Annotated in this window: 13 protein-coding genes; 2 read left to right on the top strand and 11 right to left on the bottom strand. The window is 66.4% G+C overall.

All coding sequences use genetic code 11. The features are described 5' to 3' along the window. Nucleotides 1-135 precede the first annotated feature (135 nt). Complete coding sequence (locus tag T333_RS22075; RefSeq protein ID WP_496425682.1) at nt 136-2,502, top strand: type I polyketide synthase; 2,367 nt, start codon at nt 136-138, stop codon at nt 2,500-2,502. Between the two features lie 12 nt (nt 2,503-2,514). Here the strand turns inward: T333_RS22075 and T333_RS22070 are convergent, their stop codons facing one another. The 8 genes from T333_RS22070 to gmd form a co-directional block, all read right to left on the bottom strand. Continuing rightward, a complete protein-coding gene (locus tag T333_RS22070; protein WP_496425681.1) occupies nt 2,515-3,864 on the bottom strand; it encodes a cytochrome P450 in 1,350 nt (449 codons plus the stop codon). A gap of 11 nt (nt 3,865-3,875) precedes the next feature. Further along, complete coding sequence (locus T333_RS22065; RefSeq protein WP_357249543.1) at nt 3,876-5,165, bottom strand: flavin-containing monooxygenase; 1,290 nt, start codon at nt 5,163-5,165, stop codon at nt 3,876-3,878. Beyond that, a complete protein-coding gene (locus tag T333_RS22060; protein ID WP_357249546.1) occupies nt 5,162-6,727 on the bottom strand; it encodes a glycosyltransferase family 87 protein in 1,566 nt (521 codons plus the stop codon). The genes T333_RS22065 and T333_RS22060 overlap by 4 nt, the downstream gene beginning before the upstream one ends. A 57-nt stretch (nt 6,728-6,784) precedes the next feature. Next, on the bottom strand, nt 6,785-7,963 hold the full coding sequence (locus T333_RS22055; protein ID WP_496425680.1) for a nucleotide disphospho-sugar-binding domain-containing protein: 1,179 nt from the start codon (nt 7,961-7,963) through the stop codon (nt 6,785-6,787). Between the two features lie 5 nt (nt 7,964-7,968). After that, a complete protein-coding gene (locus tag T333_RS22050) occupies nt 7,969-9,153 on the bottom strand; it encodes a class I SAM-dependent methyltransferase (protein ID WP_355002769.1) in 1,185 nt (394 codons plus the stop codon). Nucleotide 9,154: 1 nt separating this feature from the next. Beyond that, the gene (locus T333_RS22045) at nt 9,155-10,102 is read right to left on the bottom strand and encodes a GDP-mannose 4,6-dehydratase (protein ID WP_357249552.1); all 948 of its coding nucleotides are present in this window, start codon (nt 10,100-10,102) and stop codon (nt 9,155-9,157) included. 1 nt (nt 10,103) lies between these two features. Then, nucleotides 10,104-11,324 (bottom strand): class I SAM-dependent methyltransferase, encoded by a 1,221-nt coding sequence (locus T333_RS22040; RefSeq protein WP_496425679.1) that lies wholly within the window; start codon nt 11,322-11,324, stop codon nt 10,104-10,106. Nucleotides 11,325-11,420: 96 nt separating this feature from the next. Then, a complete protein-coding gene (gene gmd / locus T333_RS22035) occupies nt 11,421-12,443 on the bottom strand; it encodes a GDP-mannose 4,6-dehydratase (RefSeq protein WP_141811310.1) in 1,023 nt (340 codons plus the stop codon). An 85-nt stretch (nt 12,444-12,528) separates the two neighbouring features. Between gmd and T333_RS22030 the strand changes: the two genes are divergently transcribed. Continuing rightward, entirely contained in the window at nt 12,529-13,287 is a 759-nt protein-coding gene (locus T333_RS22030) for a glycosyltransferase (protein WP_355002772.1), read from the top strand. Here the strand turns inward: T333_RS22030 and T333_RS22025 are convergent. The 3 genes from T333_RS22025 to T333_RS22015 are packed head-to-tail and all read right to left on the bottom strand — an operon-like array spanning nt 13,265 to nt 16,245. After that, nucleotides 13,265-13,990 carry an NAD-dependent epimerase/dehydratase family protein gene (locus T333_RS22025; RefSeq protein ID WP_496425678.1) on the bottom strand — a complete coding sequence of 242 codons (726 nt, stop codon included), beginning with the start codon at nt 13,988-13,990 and terminating at the stop codon, nt 13,265-13,267. The genes T333_RS22030 and T333_RS22025 overlap by 23 nt on opposite strands. Continuing rightward, a complete protein-coding gene (locus T333_RS22020) occupies nt 13,990-14,403 on the bottom strand; it encodes a cupin domain-containing protein (protein WP_355002774.1) in 414 nt (137 codons plus the stop codon). Before T333_RS22020 ends, T333_RS22025 begins: the two co-directional genes overlap by 1 nt. A gap of 15 nt (nt 14,404-14,418) precedes the next feature. Continuing rightward, nucleotides 14,419-16,245, bottom strand: coding sequence for a thioesterase domain-containing protein (locus T333_RS22015; protein WP_357249565.1), 1,827 nt, complete (start codon nt 16,243-16,245; stop codon nt 14,419-14,421). Nucleotides 16,246-16,282 lie beyond the last annotated feature (37 nt).

Raw genomic sequence — 16,282 nt, 5'->3', positions numbered from 1 at the left:
GGGGCGTTTGGAAAACAGCACAGGTAGAGTTTCGTCCATATCCCTTTACCCCACAACAAGATCGGCGGATTCACCGGAAGGGATATGTCCGCGGGACACCCGATCGGGCGGAATCCGGGCGGGTGAGTAGGTAACGTGAAACGGAAGAAGCCGCGGCGGCGCGCCGACCTCGAGCAGGCGACGGGCGCACCGAGCGCGCAATCGATCGCCGTGGTAGGCATGAGCTGCCGATTCGCGGGCGGCGCTGATTCACCGGAAGCCCTGTGGCGCTTGCTGATCGACGAGGTAGACGCAGTGGCGGACGCGCCACCGGCAGGCCGGTGGCCGGCAGGGAATTACCACGACGCCGAGCGCGGCGCCCCGGGCAAAACCGTCTCGATCGCGGGCGCCTACCTGCCCGATGTCGAGTTGTTCGATGCCGAGTTCTTCGGGATCACCCCGCGCGAGGCCGCCGATATGGACCCGCAGCAGCGGCTCGCGTTGGAATTGTCATGGGAGGCATTCGAGGACGCGGGAATTCGACCCGACGCCGTTCCCGACACCGGCGTGTATTTCGCCAACAAGTTCAACGACTATCGGGCGGTGAAGTTGAGTCGCGGCCCCGCCGCCACGACACCCTTCACCAGCACCGGCGACGTGGAGGGCGTCATCGCGAACCGGGTGTCGTATTTCCTCGGTTTCGACGGGCCGAGCATGACGGTCAACGCCTCCTGTGCGGGTTCGCTGGTCGCGGTTCACCTGGCCTGCCAGGCGCTGCGCGCGGGCGAAAGCGCGGTCGCGATAGCAGGCGGTGTCCAGCTGAATCTCATCCCAGACACCGCGATCGGCCTGTCCAAGCTCGGTGTGCTCTCCCCGGGCGGCCGCTCTCGCGCCTTCGACGCCACGGCCGACGGTTATGTGCGCGGCGAAGGCGGCGCGGTGGTCGTACTGAAACCGCTGACCGCCGCATTGCGCGACGGCGACCGCATCTACTGCACCGTGCTGGGCAGCGCCACCAACAACAACGGCCACCACCACAAGGGGATGGCCGCCGGCGCAGCCGTTGGTGGGGTGGGTAAGTACAGCATGCCCGCCAGCAGCGCCGCCGGGCAGGAACAATTGCTGCGGCGCGCCTGTGCCCGTGCGGGCGTGGACCCGTCGACCGTCGACTATGTCGAAGCCCACGGCACCGGCACCGCCGTTGGCGACCGCGCCGAGTTGACCGCTTTGGGTACCGTCTACGGTGCGGCCAGGAGCGGTGGCACCCCACTGACCGTCGGTTCCGTAAAGACGAATATCGGGCACACCGAGGCGGCCGCCGGGATGGCCGGACTGCTCAAGGTCGCACTCGCGCTACGGCATCGCCAGATCCCGCGCAGCCTGCATTTCGACCATGCCGCAACGGATCTCGACCTCGCCGGAGCGGGCGTGCAGGTCGCGAACACCCTGCTGCCGTGGCCCGAACGGGACGTACCGGCCCGCGCCGGGGTGAGCGCCTTCGGCTTCGGCGGCTCCAACGCGCACGCGATCGTAGAAGAAGCCCCGCCCGAGATCGCGGATGGCCCGGAGCCGAATACTGGCGCGACCCCGACCGATACGGAGCTACGCTCCGCAGAGCGTTTGATCGTATTGTCCGCACGCACCGAACCCGCACTGCGCGAGCAGGTTCGCCGCCTCCACGACCACCTCTCCAGCCACCCCGACATCTCGCTCGACGATCTCGCGCACACGCTCTGCCGCACGAGAACTCCTTTCGCGCATCGTCTTTCGCTGGTAGCGAGCACGGTGGCAGAGGTGAGGAGCTTCCTGCACGAGACGCTTCGCGACACCGCGCCGACCGAGATGGAGGACCCATCCCAAGCTTCGGCCTTGATGGTTGCCGCAGCCCTGCGACCGGGTACGGTGCCGCGCCGCGGACTGCTGCAAGCGGTCGGCGCGCTGTTCGAACGCGGTGTCGACCCGGATTGGTCCGCGGTCAACCCACCCGGCCGGGTGGTGTCGCTGCCAACGTATCCGTTTCAGCGGCAACGCCATTGGGCCATCCCCGCGGAGACCGAGCCGGTGCGCGACGATCACTCCGAAAACACTGCGGTAGCGGGCGATTCGACGCACGTGTGGAGTCATCCGGTCGGCGTCGTCGCGCTGAGGGATACGGTGGCGGGGGAACTGGCCGAGGTCATCGGTGTCGAGTCCGACGGCATCCACCGCACCCGGAACTTCGATCAGCTGGGTGTCGGTTCGGTACACGCCGTCGAACTCAGCTCCCGTCTCAGCGCCCGCCTCGGCATCACCGTCCCCGCGGCGATCATCTGGGGCCACCCCACCGTCGAACTGCTCGCCGCCGAACTGTCCGCCCGTCTCGAGGCGACGAACCATCCCGCGGCGCCACCGGCAACCGGGGCTCGCGAGCTCCCGGACAGTACCGAGCCTGCGCTCCTCGCCCGCCCGCCGCACATCTCGGCGGACGAGGAGGTTCTCTCCACGGCCGAACTGCTGACGCTCGGCCGCGAGCTGCTCGGCTGACCGCGACCGCCGTCAGGCCAGTGCCGGCTGGGTAGCCCTGCGCACGGGTCGGATCCGAATGCCGAACTCCGGGCGCAGGTTCACCGACGCCAGCGGCACCACCGGGTGCGCGCTGTCCAGCTCGAGCCGGAAGCGTTGCACGGTCATGGCCAGGATCAGCACCATCTCGGTCATGGACATGTCCTTGCCGAGGCAGATGCGCGGGCCGCCGGAGAACGGAAAGAACGCGAACTTGTGACGTTCGGCCACTTCCTTGTCGGCGAAGCGCTCGGGCCGGAACTCCGCCGGGTCGTCCCACAACCGCTTGTCGCGGTGAATGTAGTACATGCACAACGTGACCCGGGCGCCCGCCGGTACGTGATACCCGCCGATCTCGTCGTCGGCGATCGGCGTGCGTTCGACGATCCACGCGGGCGGGTACAGCCGCATCGTCTCCTCGATGACCATCCGGCAGTAGCCGAGCTGTCCGAGGTCGGCGAAGGTCGGGGCACGGTCGCCGAGCACGTCGCGGACCTCGCCCGCGAGGCGTTCCTGGATCTCCGGGTGCGCGGCCAGCAGATAGCACGCCCATGACAGCGCATTGGCCGGTGACTCGTGCCCCGCCACGAGCAGCGTCTTGATCTCGTTGAGCAGGTCTTCCTCCCGCATGCCCAGCCCGCCCTCGTCGCGGGCGCGGACCAGCGCGGTGAGCACGTCCGAGGTGTCGCCGCCGCTCCTGCGTTCCGCGATGAGGTGCCGCACGACGTCGTCGAGTTCGCCTACCTTGTGGGCGACCCGCCGCGCTTCCGGCGTCGGGAACGATTGCGGCAGCTTCACCGGGGCGTTGACCCGCTTCATGATGAACGCGAAGGCGGCCCGCATCGCATCGGTGACTTGTGTTGTGTCCGTGGACAAGTCGATGCTGAACAGAATGCGTCCGGTGACCGTGAGCAGCAGCTTGACGTAGTCGTCGTAGATGTCGCGGTATTCGCCCGCCGCGGCATCCCAGCGATCCAGCATGGCCGCCGCGCTGTCGGTGATATCGTCGGCGAATCCCTTGACGTGCGTATGGGAGAACGCCGGGCTGATCAGCTTGCGCTGCTTGCGCCAATAGTCCAGGTTGTTGGTGGTCAGCTGGCCCTCGCCGAGCAGGATACTGAACTCGTCGTAGATCGGGCTCTTGCGATAGTTGGTGTAGTTGTCCTTGAGCACGTATTCGGTCATCGCCGGGTCCGCGACCAGGTAGACCAGCATCGGCCCGGCCTTCACCCGGACCACGTCGCCGTAGCCGTCGAGCAGACTGCCCACCGTCGCCAGTGGGTTCTTCGCCAGTTTCGGCAGCATGCGGCCGGTTTCGACCAGTCCTGGACCGGGTGCTTTCATGGAAGGCCCTTTCACTTCAACAGCTTCGCGTGCTTGCGCAGCTGGTTCACGTAATCCTGTTTCTCCACCACGAGCGGGTACTGCTCCGCGTGGTAAAGACGCAGTCCGGCATACAGATCGGGTTGCGCACCGTGGGTAGCGCGGACGAATCGCTCGATCCGGTGCGCCCCGGCCGCTTTCGCCCGCACATAGTCGGCGACGAGTTCGGCCTGGTGCGCGTAGACATCCCAATGGGAACCGATCGGTCGCACCATCCCGACAACGAACAGGCCGGGCGCGCCAGGCGGAAAGATGTTGAGGTACAGCCCCGGCCGCAGCGACCCCTCGTCCCAGTTGAGGTGGGCGCGGTCGACCACCGGATAGTTCGGCACGAAACCCGTTGCCAGGATGACCATGTCGACCTTTTCCTCGCTGCCGTCGGCAAAGGTCACTCGGTCGTCCTCGATCGAGGCGATATCGGGTTTCGGCGTGATGTCGCCGTGCGTGTAGTAGTGGTGCAGCTGATCGCCCAGCATCGGAATGACGATGCCGTTGTCGAAATCGGGTACCGGCAGCCCGAACGACCGGGATCGGCGGCGCAGGTAGGAGAACAGAGTTTGGAAGGCCCGCTTGCGCATGGGCCGCCACATGCGTCCCTGCAGCATGCTGTCCGTGGGCCGCCCGAGCAGATACTTCGGCATGCAGTAGAAACCACGCCGACTGCTGTGCAGGGTCAGCGCCGCGTTCACCGCGCAGTCGGACAGGATGTCGGCCGCCGACTGTCCCGCGCCCACCACCAGGACGCGCTTGCCGATGATCTGCTCCGGATGCCGGTATTCGCTCGAATGCAGCACGGGCACTGTGCTGTTGCCCGGGAAGTCGATACGACGCGGGGTCCGGTCGTGCCCGGTGGCGATGACCACGCCCGCGTACGACTTCCGGGTGCCGTCGCCGAGGGTCACCTCCCATCCGGCGTCCGGTCCGTCCGCGGCGGGCTCGACCCGCCGCACCTCGGTGTTCAATCGGATATGCGGTGCGAGTTCATTGGCGTCGGCGTAGTTCTGCAGATAGCGCAGGACCAGCTCATGTCCGGGATAGTCCGGATAGTCCTCCGGCATCGGGAAGCCCGGAAATGCCTGCACCCCTTTGGAAGCGATCACATGGGTATTGCGGGTGACCGGCGAATCCGAGCGGCGCGCGTCCCAGATCCCGCCGATCCCGTCCGTCGCCTCCAGCACCTCGAACGCGATTCCGCGCGCGGCGAACACCCGAGCCGTCGCCAGTCCGGCCGCACCGGCGCCGATCACACAATAGGTTTTCATGCCGCACCGACCGGTTCGGGCTTCGCCGCGTCGACGCCGGGGGCTTCCTCGGCCTCGGTGCCGCCGCTCGCCCGCCAGGCCACCGCGAAGCAGGCGACGTAGATGATCGTCTGCGCGAGCAGCGTGAAGTACACGTTCTCGTTGTAGACCGCGACAACGAGCCAGGCCACGGTGAGCAGCGCGATATCGCGTTTACTCCCCCGCATCAAACCGGCGTATACCGCGAACATCCACACCGCGCCGACCGCGATGTACACCCACGGCCCGAACGGCGCCCGGAACGAGGCCAGCGTGAGCACCGCCAGCCAGATGGCGAGGTTCTCGGCCCGGAACCTCGCACCCTCCGCTCCGGCCCGCAGCCGCCGGTGGATCCGCACCGCGGTGACCGCGACCAGGATCACCAGCAGCAGCGTGTAGATGTTGGTGACAAGCCGGGCGGGTCCGGTGGGATCGCCGATATCCCAGCCCATGATGTTCGCCTTGTACGGCAGCCCGTAGGGCGAGTAGTTGACCAGCTGATTAGCCCGTTCCACGAGGACGAACTCGTGGAACTCCCCGCTGGCCAACTTTTGCCAGGTGCCGTCGGACAGGAAGTGCCGCCACGGCTCACGTCCGAAGATGAGTAGTGTCGCGAGCGAATAGATTCCGCCGAACGCCGCGGTCCACACCGCGGGTCGCCAGCGTCGTTGTACGAGCAGATACACCAGAAGGATCGCCGGTGACACCTTGGCGATGATCGCGAAAGCCAGCGCCGCGCCGCCGAATACGTTGCGCCGCAGGTGGAACAGCACCATGGCGCCCGCACCGCCGACATACAGGATCAGCACGTGGATATTGCCGATCTGCAAGGTCGCCAGGGTCGGCAGGCTGAGCCACACGACCGGCGTCAACGCGGCGAGCACGCCGCCCTGCTTACCGCCCACCCAGCGGGCGATTCCCAGCATGCCGATCAGCACCATGGCGACGTACAACGAGTAATACAGTGCCCGCAGCGTGCCGAAATCGTGGCTGAACACCAGCAGCAGCCGTGGTAGCAGCAAGAACGGCGGCGGGTACAGATAAGCGTCGCGATCCTGCGGGAGCACGCTCGGCAGCACCGAATCCGCCTGCGGGGACTCGTACCGATGCCGGTTGTACAGGTTGGCCGGGTCGTCCTCGGCGACAAGAGCGCCGCTGATATAGCCGGTCAGATGGGACTTCTTCACCAGGAAGTCGTCCTCGGCCGACAGCGAACTGTCCACATTGTCCGCGTCGAGAATGAACTGCGTCAGCCGAGCGAGCACGAGCACAACTGCGAGGATGGCCACGCTCCACAGCACCCGCACGACGATCGGCTTGCCGCGCATCACGTCCCGCCATTCGACGGGCACCGACGGCACGAACAGAACGAACAGCACTGCCGCGCAGACGATTCCGAGCAGTGCGGTGGCCGCGCCCGGTAATCCGGTGAGCGACAGCGTGATCATCACGACGGGGACGAGAATGCCCACGACGAACACCGCGTACATCGCGGCGTAGTAGTCGAGTGCGCCACGAAACCTGGTCCATGTCCTGGATATCATCTACAACCTGCGGCTTTCCAACATCAGCGAGGTCCTGCCCGAGGAGTCGCGGTGGTCTTATCTGGTCCGCGCGCCGACGCGATCGGCGAGCTGCGGAACGACCTGCGCCACCACCTCGTTCGGCGTCGGCGCGTCACGGATATCGGCCCCCACCTGTTCGGCCGCGGCGCGGAACCCGGGTTCACGCAGCAGCGTCGCGATGGACTCGGCCAGGCCGTTCGTATCGGCTTGCGCGGCCGGGTCTTCGGCCGCCGAGCCCGCGCCTGCGCGCACGATGCCGCGGGCGTAATCGAATTGGTCGAACATCTGCGGCAGCACCAGTTGCGGCAGCCCATACCAACCGGCCGTGAGGCCCGTCGTCGAACCACCATGGTGCACAAGGAGATCGCACCCGGGCAGGAACAATTGCAATGGCACCTCTTCGACGACCCGGACGCGCTCGGGCAACTCACCGACCAGCGCTCGATCGGTGGCGGAGAGCGCGACCACGATCTCGGCGTCCGCGACCTCGGACAGCGACTCGACGATCGCCCGCAGTGGGCGCGGCCCGGTCAGGCTCAGTGTGCTACCGCCGAGACACACCGCGATCCGCCTGCGCCCCTCGTCGTTTCGATGCCAGTGCGGCAGCGAGCCGGTTCCGTTGAACGGAATGAACCGGATCGGCGTGCCGGGTGGCGCGTCCGGCGCCTGCACCCTCGCCGGGCAGATGTCGAGGACGGCAACGGGATCGGCCAGCGCGCCACCGGCCTCCGCGACCAATGCCGCGGTGCGTTCGGTGAACGGCCCGCCCGTCGGATCGATACCCCAACGGTGCACCAGCACAGGCAGATCCAGTGCGGCACCGAGTGCCCTCCCCACGGTCGCCAGCGGGTCGGTGAGGACGACGTCGGCGCCCCAGTCCCTGGCGACGTCGGCGAACACGTCGAGGTACGCGGTCGCGTGGTTGTGCCAGTTCTGCGCGGCGATATGCCACAGACCTTCACCCGATGCCTGGTCCCGGTCGGCGAACAGCGGTAGCGGGAACATGCTGGGGTTCACCTTGGTACGCAGTTCGTCCATCGGCACGTTCAGCGCGGGCAACTCGACGGCGTTCAACCCGGAACGCCGCGCGGTGGCCGTGACGTCGCCGCGCGAGGCGACCAGCACGTCGTGACCGGCCAGCCGCAACGCCCAGCAGAACGGCACCATCGCCAGCAGGTGCCCGGACGACGGTACCGGGACGACGAGGAATTTCATGCCCTTCACTCCTTCGGCTTCATCCACTCCATCGGATTGGTATGCCGGGGCACCCATGATGGAGCGGATTGCTCACTGTTGCGGCGCTTTTCGATGACGACGATGTTGTGGTAAAAGTGCACCGCGCCGATCCACTCGTCGTGCGGGCGGTTCTGCCGCCCCGCGTCCTTCTCGAATTCCTGGTGATGCAGCGCGTCGACAAGTGTTTTGAGGTAGCCGACCGTGGTCGCCGGAGTGTCGAGTTCGGTGCTGCTGCCGCCCCAGCCGGTCCAGTACGAAGTCTGAGTGTCCTCCACCACGTACAACCCGCCGGGGCGCACGTGGGCGAACAGTGCCTCGAACGAGGCGATCACATCGCCGCTGATATGGCTGCCGTCGTCGATGATGATGTCGAACGGACCGAGCGAACCACCGAGTTCCGCGAGGAACGCCGGATCACCCTGGTCGCCTTGCAGGGGCTGCAACCGCGGTTCGGCGATGCCGGACTTGTCGAAGTAGTCCAGCCCGTACACCATGCCGCGGCGGAAGTACTGCTTCCACATGCGCAACGAGGCGCCGCCCACGTTCGGCGCTTGGTAGCCGCCGATGCCGAGCTCCAGCACCCGCACGCGACTGTTGCGCAGCGGCGCGAAATGCCGCTCGTAGTGCTGGGTGTACCAGTGGCCGCCCCACTTGTCCGAACCGAATCGCAGCGACAGCGCGCCGAGGTCGTAATGGTGTGTGGCGCAGGCGGTCACAATGCCATCGGCGGCACGCGCGGCGGCATCGCGGGCCATCCGCCAGGGGTCGTCCGGTGCGAAACTGCCCGGCCCCGGCTCGTCCTTCAACGCGATCGCGCGGGTGCCGATCTCGGCGTCCGGCGGCCCGTACACCGCGCGCAGCAACTCCACCAGGTCCTGCCGCACCACCAGCCACGGATCCTCCTGGGTGCCGGGGGTGATGGCGGGGTCCTCGGCGCCGAAGGTGACCAGATAATCCAGTTGCTTACCCTCGTTGGTCAACTCGAACACCGCCGTGACCGGCTGACTCGGCGGCACGCCGTCGCGGGCCCGCCACGCGATTTCCTTCAGCACCGCGTCGATCACGGTTTCGGTGCCGATCTCGCCGAGTCGCGCCGCCGTCTCCTCGTAGACCCCGTCCGCGATGGAGATCAATTGCGCGGCAAGGAGATTCTCGTCGTTCAGGTTCACGTCATCCATCCGTTCCGCCGGTGGCCACCGGCCTCGCTTCATCGATCAGGCGCACCCCTTCGGCCACGAGCATGGCTCGAACCATGCCGCGGAAATCCACCGAAGGCCGCCATCCCGTCCGCTCGCGCAACCGCCCCGCGTCGCCGACCAGCGGCTGCCGGTGGCGGGTCAGCACGGAAGGGCGTTCGCGGACGTGTTCTCGCCAATCCAGTCCGGCCATGCCGAACGCGGCCGCGCAGAATTCCGCGACCGTGTGATACTCACCGGTCGCGACCACGAAGTCGTCCGGTTCGTCGAGCGCGAGGATCCGGATCATCGCCTCGACGTAGTCCGGCGCGTATCCCCAGTCCGCGCCCGCGTCGAGCCGGCCGAGTACCAGCTCGTCCGCCGCACCCCGCTGAATCCGGGCGACCGCTCGCACGATCTTGCGGGTGACGAATTTCTCGGCCCGCAAGGGTGATTCGTGGTTGAACATGATCCCGGTCGACACGAACACACCGCGCGCTCGATAGACCTGGCAGGCCAATAGCCCCGCGGCCTTGCTCACCCCGTAGATCGAATGCGGCCGCAACCCGCTGTCCTCGTCCCGGACCGTGCCGTCGCCGGGTCCGAACACATGTGAGGAGGCCGCGTAGAAGAGCCGGGTGCCGGTCTCATAGCGTTCGATCGCCTCCGCGAAGTGCTGTACCGAAAGCGTGTTCACCCGGTGTGAGTCGCGGGCCAGCTCACGCGGATCCACCGGCGGATCCTCCGAGGAATGCTGGACAGCCGCGAGCAAGTACACCTGCCGCGGTCGCTCGTCCGCGATCAGCCGCGCGACCGATTGCGCGTCGGTGATGTCGACCGGCCCCGCGCGGCTGAGCGGCAACACCTCGTGGCCACGCGCGCCGAGCAGGTTTGTCAGCAGTGTGCCGTCCTGCCCCGACGCGCCCGTGACGACGACGGTCATCTCACACCACCTCGAGCTCCGGCAGTGGGAATACGAGATGCCCACCGGCGGAGCGGAACTCGCGTTCCCGCTCGACCATCATCGAGCGGAAATGCCAGGGCAGCACGAAGTACTGGTCCGGCGCCTGCTCGCGCGCCCGCGCCTCGGACACGATCGGGATGCCGGTGCCCGGGGTGAACTTGTCGAACTTGTCGTCGTTGACCTCCGCGATGCACGGCAGGTCCGACGGCCCGATCCCGCAGTGCTGCAACAGCACATTGCCCTTGGTGGATGCGCCGTAGCCGAGCGTGTGTAGCCCGGCCTGCTTGGACCGGTCGAAGAACTCCCTGACCCGTTCCCGATGCTGGTCGACCCGCTTCGCGAAGTCGGCGTAGATCTCCGGTGTGTGCAGGCCCAGACCTGCCTCCTCGGTGCGCATCCGCGCCAACTCGCCCGCGTCGGCGACGGTCGGGGCGCCCTGCTTGCCCAGCGTCAGCGCGAAACTGCCGCCGTTGATGGTGTTGCGTTCCACCTCCAACACCACGAAGCCGCACCGGCGCGCCATCCACTCGATCTGGTCGAGGGTGTAGTACTCGAGGTGCTCGTGGCAGATGGTGTCGTAGGACGTGGTGGCCAGCATGGCGGGCAGATAGCTCTGCTCCAACACCCAGATGCCGTCATCGGTCAGGGTGGCGTGCACGTCGCGCATGAACTCCAGCGGGCTCGGCACGTCGTAGAACATGGCGATCGAGGTGATCACCTTGGCGCGCCTGCCGTTCAAGAGCGAAGCGGCCAGCTCGCGGGAGAAGTAGCCGGTCGACAACCGCACATGCGGGGGGTAGAACTCCCGGAACTTCTCCCCCAGCGGATCGATGCCCACCACGGTCGCGGCGTCGGCCGGGTACCACTTCAGCAGCGTCGCATCGTTGCTGCCGATGTCGATCACCACATCGTCGGGTCCGAGGTCGACCCGCTCCCGGATCCGCGACACCCGACGACCGAGATGATCGATCATCGAGCGATTCAAGCCCGAGCGGTATCCATAACCGGCGGAATACATTTCGTCGAAGTTCGCGGTGTGCCGCAACTGCACGAGTCCGCATTCCTCGGCTCCGGTGCGCACACAGCGCACCAGCTCCAACGGATACCGCGGCACCCCGACCGGGTCCGTGGCCGGAAACACCCCGGTCAAGGCCATCGTGCCGAGATCGACTACCGTTTCCAGCCGGGTGTTCTCACACACCCGGCAGCGTTCGATTCGGCATGATCGGGGCCCTGCGTGGTTACGCACGCTGCCTCCTCCGGGCCTGACCTCTCATGCCGTGTTCAATCTCTTCCGTCACGCGTTCTCCCAATCGTGGGCGACCATCAACTGCACCAACTCCGCGAAACTCGTCTTCGGCTCCCACCCGAGCTTCTCCTTGGCCTTGCGTGGATCGCCGGTCAAGTGGTGTACCTCGGCGGGCCGGAAGTAGGTGGGATCCACTTCGACGAGCACCCGCGAGGTGCGCCGGTCGATCCCCTTCTCGTCGAGTCCTGTTCCCTCCCAGATCAATTCGACACCGGTCGCCGAGAACGCCACTTCGCACAGCTCCCGCACACTGTGTGTTTCCCCGGTCGCGATGACGTAGTCGTCGGGCTCCGGCTGCTGGAGCATCAGCCACATCGCCTCGACGTACTCCTTGGCATAACCCCAGTCCCGTCGGGCGTCCAGGTTGCCGACGAAGAGCCGATCCTGTTTCCCCTGGGCGATCCGCACCGCACCGCGAGTCACCTTCCTGGTAACGAACACCTCTCCGCGCCTCGGGGATTCATGGTTGAACAAGGTCCCGTTGACCGTGTACATCCCGTAGGCCTCACGATGGTTCACGGTGATCCAGTACGCGTAGAGCTTCGCGACCGCATACGGCGAGCGCGGATGGAACGGCGTGTCCTCGCTGAGTGCGACATCGTGCAAGCCGCCGTACAACTCCGACGACGACGCCTGATAGAACTTGGTCGCGATGCCGGTCTTGCGGATCGCGTCCAGGATCCGCAGGGTGCCGATCGCATTGGTCTCCGCGGTGAATTCCGGTATCTGGAAAGAGATGTGCACATGCGACTGCGCACCGAGGTTGTAGATCTCGCTCGGCCGGACGCCCTCCAGAATCCGGTTGAGACTGCTGGAATCCATGAGGTCGCCGTAGTGGAGAAACAACCGACGTTGCGAATGCCTTTCGGAATAAAGGTGGTCGATACGATCGGTATTGAAATTCGAGGCACGCCTGACTATTCCGTGAACCTCATACCCTTGCTGCAACAGGAATTCGGTCAGATATGACCCGTCCTGGCCGGTGATGCCGGTTATCAAAGCTTTCCTCATCAAACCTCCAACCAGAGACTAGCGGTTCTCGAAATCACGGGCAATACCTATATTTCGGTCGCCGAACGTACTAAAATTTGGTCGCATGAGTACGGCCTCCGTGAGAACTCTGATAATAATTCCGACGTACAACGAGCGTCGCAACGTCGGGCCGTTGCTCGCTCGAATACTTGACCAGGGCACCGATTTCGATGTGCTCTTCGTCGACGACAACTCCCCCGACGGCACCGGTGAGCTGCTGGAAGAGCTGGCCGAGGAGAACGCCCCGCGCATTCACGTGCTGCACAGGCCGGGTCGTCAGGGTGTCGGCTCCGCACACCAAGCCGGCATTCGATGGGCCTATTCCGAGGGTTACGACGACATCATCACGATGGATTCGGATTTCGCGCATCCGCCGTCGTATCTGCCGGCCCTGCGCGCCGCCGCGGCCGGTTTCGACATCGTGATCGGATCGCGGTATCTCAAAGAGGACAGCCTGGCCGACTGGACTCCCTTCCGTAAGATCCTCACCCGGGTCGGGCATTTCCTCACAGTGACACTGTTGCGGATGCCCTACGATGCCACGGGTGCTTTCCGATACTACCGGCTCGGCACCGTTCCGGTCAGCGCTTTCGACCGCGTGCGGTCCACCGGATACTCGTTCTTCTTCGAAAGCCTCTACATCATGAACGCCAACGGTTTCCGTATCCAGCAGATACCGATTCACGTGCTCAACCGCACGGCGGGTGCGTCGAAGATGCGCACCCGCGACGTGGCGACCAGTGTCCGATTCCTGCTCGTGCTGTGTGCGGAGAAGTACCTCCGGCCGAGCAAGCATCGCATCAGTTCGCCTGCCCGCCATTGATCCGCCTCCTCGAAAGCCAGTCGATCACCGCCGCCGCGTCCGGCCAATCGGACTCGGTGGCGGTGGCCGGGAATTGGTCGTCGACGTAGTCCTTGGCGAACTCCGACCGCGACCCCACCGCGTCCCGCACCTCGGCCAGCGTCACGGCGGTTCGCGCGCCCACCTCGCGCAGACCGGTGCCGTTCGCGTGGCCGGCGATCCATTCGGCGCACCACTCCACGGGGGCGAAGCTCTGCCGGGATCGCCCGCTGGCGAAGACCGGACGATCGGCCGCCATATCCGCCAGCACACCCTTGCGGTAGTCGCCGCCGTACATCGGGCCGAGCCGGACGATGAAAGTGTCTGCGCCGGTACACAACTGCTCGGCGGCGGCGCGATTGCGGCCGTACACGGTGTCGAGCTGGGTCCGGGCCGAGATGCTGCTGATCTGGACGAACCTGTCCCACGTCCACTCATCGCGCAGCCGCTCGGTCCCGGTGACGGTCCGGTCCCGGTCGGCTGCCGGATTATGTTCTGCCCAAAAGCGTTTCGACGGGCACGCGGCATTGACCAGCACGTCGTAGCCGCCCGCGGTGCGCAGCCGCTCGTGATTCGCGCGGACCACGGGCACCACCTCGTAGTCGCGATGCCTGCCGAATGCCTCGACCAGCACCGCGCCCACATAGCCGGCGGCGCCGACGACGGCCACCCTCAGCCGGGACATCACCCCTTGCCCTCCAGAGTGTGTGGCAGCGGCGCCACCTGGACGATCGGCGGATCGCACTCGTCCCACGGCTTGGTCAACATCGCGATGAACGTCAGCGGCGTGATCGAGTACACCGTGTGCATCACGCCGATCGGCGTGCGCGTGCAGATCCCTTTGGACACGTGGATGAATTCCTCGGGGCAGTTCGGATCCTCGTGGTCGTCCTTGGTGACCAGCACACCATTGCCCTCGACGAACAGCAGGTACTCGACGAAGTGCGGGTGATAGTGCAGGCCGCGCACCTTGCCCGGATGCATGTAGATCAGGTTGAACTCCAGCAGTGGTTCCGGTGGCACCCAGGTGAAGATGCCACCGCGGCCGTCGCGGACCGTGTCGAGATTGCAGGACGGAGTGAGGACTTCGACCTTCATGGAATGATCCCTTCATCAGGCGGGTACCGCGTTGGGACGGACGGCGCGCAGCTTGTCCGCGATGGAGTCGACCAGCGCGTCGCGCTGGTCGACGAGGAAGAAGTGGCCGCCGGGCAGCAGCTCGGTGGAGCGAATCCCGGGCAGCACATCGCGCCACGCCTCGAGTTGCGTGGCCGCCACCTGCCGATCGTCGCGTCCGCCGTAGAGGTGGACCGGACAGGCGGGCGGTGGGTGCGGAACGAACCGGTAGTCGTCGAAGATCTCGAAGTCGCTCCGCAATGCGGGCAGGAACAGTGCCATCACCTCCGGGGTATCCATGACCTCGGGCGGGATCCCGCCGTAATGCCCTACCGCGGAGAGGAATTGATCATCCGACAAGCTCGACAGACGTCCCGGCCGCGGAAGGTGCGGCGCCACCGACGCGGCGAGGAACAACACCTCCGGAGCGACCCCGGCGGGGAGTCGACGCGCGACCTCGAAGGCGGTCAACGCTCCGAGGCTGTGGCCGAAGAAGGCGAACGGCAAGTCGGTGAGCGGAACCACCTGCGCCACCGCGGCATCCACCAATTCCCCGAACCCGCGCATCGGTGTCTGCCCGAGATGCCGGTGTCTGGCGGGCAATTCGACGGCGCACAACTCCACCCAATCGGGCAACCGGGTACGCCACTGCGTGTAAGCCGCGGCCTTGCCGCCCGCGAACGGCCAGCAGAACAGGCGCAACAGCGGGGGCGCGGCCTGCCGCTGGTGCAGCACCAACCGATCCACGGTGTCGCCTCCGGTGAATGTGGCTGGCAGGACGGGCCGTTCAGGTGGTGCGGGCCGCACGCCCGGCGTGGTCGGCATGCTCGCCACCGGCGGCGCGGGCGGAGCGTCGGGCGTTCGTGCCGGGGTCGGCTCCATGCGAGCAGCCAGATGCGGTGGCTCGGACCGGAACAGTGCGAGATCACCGACTGTCACCAGTCGCGAAACCTCGACCCCGACCGACTCGAAGAACTTCGACAGGGGCGCCGAAGGGCCGATCTCGACGATCGCCGTTCCGGTGCGACCGAGCGCCCGCATATTGTCCTGCCACCGGACCGGCGCGCTGATCTGGCGGACGAGATTGTCGGTGAGTGTCTCGGGCCGGTGGAACTCGCCGGTGAAGTTCGAGGTCACCGCGGCCGCACGGTCCGCGCGCAGCCGCGGCGCACAGTCGGCCACGTACCCGGCGAACTCCGATTCGATCGACCGCATCAACCGGGAGTGGAAGGGCGCACTCACCCGCAGCGGAACGAACCGCAGCTCCGGAAGACGCTCGGCGAGTAGCACTCTGGCGGCCGCGACGGCCTCGGTGGCGCCGCTGATGACGAGTTGCTCCGGTGAATTGTCGTTGGCGACCTCGGCGCCGACGCCCGCGACGAGTTCGGCCACTCCGTGCGAGGCGATGTCGGGCAGGATCAGCGCGGCCATCGAACCACGACCCTCCGGCACCGCCCGCTGCATGAGCGCACCGCGGGCCCGCACCAACCGGACCCCGTCGGCGAGCCCGACGACACCGGCCGCGACCAACGCGCTGTACTCGCCGAGGCTGTGCCCACCGAATGCGACCGGGCGCACGCCGCATTCGGCCGTCAGTACCCGGTGCACCGCGATCTCCATGGTGAGCACGCACGGCTGGGTGTACTCCGTGCGATGCAGCCGCTGATCCCGTTCGACGCAGATCCGCAGCAGGTCCTCCCCCAGCGCCTCGGCGGCTTCATCGAAAGCCGCACGCGCGATTGGGAATTCGGCGCAGAAGTCGGCGCCCATCCCGACCCGCTGCGCGCCTTGACCAGGAAAGACGAGGGTGCATTCGGCATTCATCGCACTACCTCCGCGGACTCGTTGGCGAGACGAACGC

Source organism: Nocardia sp. CNS-044, assembly GCF_059570515.1.
This window is presented reverse-complemented; position numbering and strand designations above follow the sequence as displayed.

What these genes read in the sequence shown, in the direction of transcription:
- T333_RS22060 (WP_357249546.1), bottom strand. Translation starts at nt 6,727, where the DNA reads ATGATATCCAGGACATGGACCAGGTTTCGTGGCGCACTCGACTACTAC.
- T333_RS22070 (WP_496425681.1), bottom strand. Translation starts at nt 3,864, where the DNA reads ATGAAAGCACCCGGTCCAGGACTGGTCGAAACCGGCCGCATGCTGCCG.
- gmd (WP_141811310.1), bottom strand. Translation starts at nt 12,443, where the DNA reads ATGAGGAAAGCTTTGATAACCGGCATCACCGGCCAGGACGGGTCATAT.
- T333_RS22055 (WP_496425680.1), bottom strand. Translation starts at nt 7,963, where the DNA reads ATGAAATTCCTCGTCGTCCCGGTACCGTCGTCCGGGCACCTGCTGGCG.
- T333_RS22045 (WP_357249552.1), bottom strand. Translation starts at nt 10,102, where the DNA reads ATGACCGTCGTCGTCACGGGCGCGTCGGGGCAGGACGGCACACTGCTG.
- T333_RS22015 (WP_357249565.1), bottom strand. Translation starts at nt 16,245, where the DNA reads ATGAATGCCGAATGCACCCTCGTCTTTCCTGGTCAAGGCGCGCAGCGG.
- T333_RS22065 (WP_357249543.1), bottom strand. Translation starts at nt 5,165, where the DNA reads ATGAAAACCTATTGTGTGATCGGCGCCGGTGCGGCCGGACTGGCGACG.
- T333_RS22030 (WP_355002772.1), top strand. Translation starts at nt 12,529, where the DNA reads ATGAGTACGGCCTCCGTGAGAACTCTGATAATAATTCCGACGTACAAC.
- T333_RS22025 (WP_496425678.1), bottom strand. Translation starts at nt 13,990, where the DNA reads ATGTCCCGGCTGAGGGTGGCCGTCGTCGGCGCCGCCGGCTATGTGGGC.
- T333_RS22020 (WP_355002774.1), bottom strand. Translation starts at nt 14,403, where the DNA reads ATGAAGGTCGAAGTCCTCACTCCGTCCTGCAATCTCGACACGGTCCGC.